The organism is Camelimonas fluminis (assembly GCF_014656355.1).
In the GTDB taxonomy this organism is placed as follows: Bacteria; Pseudomonadota; Alphaproteobacteria; order Rhizobiales; family Beijerinckiaceae; genus Camelimonas; species Camelimonas fluminis.
The window spans coordinates 1-1351 of the sequence record NZ_BNCG01000047.1 but is presented as its reverse complement, the minus strand read 5'-3'; the positions used below and the strand labels follow the sequence as shown (position 1 = coordinate 1351).

The 1351-nt window shown below is 60.7% G+C and carries 1 protein-coding gene; it reads right to left on the bottom strand.

The genetic code is table 11. The features are described 5' to 3' along the window. Positions 1–297 precede the first annotated feature (297 nt). Entirely contained in the window at positions 298–1158 is an 861-nt protein-coding gene (locus IE243_RS20335; protein WP_244643281.1) for a hypothetical protein, read from the bottom strand. Positions 1159–1351: the final 193 nt, after the last annotated feature.

The following is a 1351-nucleotide window of genomic DNA, read 5'->3' as shown; positions in this document are numbered from 1 at the left end:
GGCAGCCTGCACGACAGCACCGCTCGCCGATACAGCGAACGGTCCGGCAATGAGCCCCAAAACCGCTAGGATCGGGAGCAACCTGCGGAGCCAGATGCCAACCCTCATAGGCACTAGGATGCCACAGGCCTCACGTTAAGGGAAGATAGGGAATGATCGTCGTCCCTAACGCCACCTCAGCGCGACCGACGGTCCGCGTGCGACGACGCCATTGGCACCTGATTATCCACTCTAATTCCGCTTAGCGCCAAGAAGCCAGAATGCCGCCGCAAGAATATTCAAAAACAAGGCGTCTCTCTAGACTAGACGCTGACCTTTCGTTGATTGTGCCGTCGCCCGCTCGCTCGCTTCGATCTCCCGGATAACTTGTTCTTGCTCCGCGCGGAGCTTCGCAAGCGCATCCGTTTGCACAAGCGCCGCGGGAATCGGCTGACCGGGATGTTCCGCAATCGCTCGCGCAGCCTCGGCGGCGGCGGCAGCCTCCCGCGCCTCTCTTGACGCGGCCTGCTGCGATCCGGCCACAATGCTTCGTTCGGCTCGCAGCTCACGCTGCGATGTCGCATCCAACGCAACACCGGCCTCTTGTCTCCGCTCGGCATTGACCGCGCGAGCAGCGATTTGTTCCGCGGATGCGGCCTCGCGTTCTTCCTTAAGGCGGATTTCTTGGGCTCGCTCGATAAGCCGGTCTGCATTCGTTCCCACGATGGACTCGACCTCGCCGCGACTGAGTCGTTCGACGCCGCGCTCCTGGACTCGTTGAAGGTCGATGCGATTGGCCAGAGTTTCGAGATAGCGAGCAGACGTCTCGCGGAACTGCTGCTTGGTCTCTCCCACGAGAAGGTCGCTCGTTCGCGAGACCGCCTCGTTCATCACGCGAAGGTCCTTCGCCATCTGTTCAGATGAAATGGCCATGCCGCTATCTTCCTTTGTGATCTGCTCGACACGACGTCCGATTGCTTGAAGTATCCCCCCGATGGCCTGCGCCATCAACAGACGCTCGAGCATGTCCTTGGCGATCGGATTGGCCGGCTGTTCGGCCGCTACCGTTCGCCAGGCCAACACGCTTTCATTCACAACTTTGCGAGCCGGCGGCGACTTCGGCAAGCTGATCGGATTTGCACGCGCAGTCGCGATCCGCTGCCGGGCATTGTCGATCAACCGCCGGTTAGCCGGATCGGCGGCATAGGCGCGATCCCTTGCTGGGCCTGTCGCAAACCGCGGCGGCGGCCGCGGAAATCCCTGCGGCTCCTCTGTTTTCAGGCTTCGTTAACCTTTTGAAGTCCGAAACAGATGGACGGTTCGAAAAACCTGGTGCTTTGAGGTCTCTGGAGCGAAACTGACGCTGTCAGAT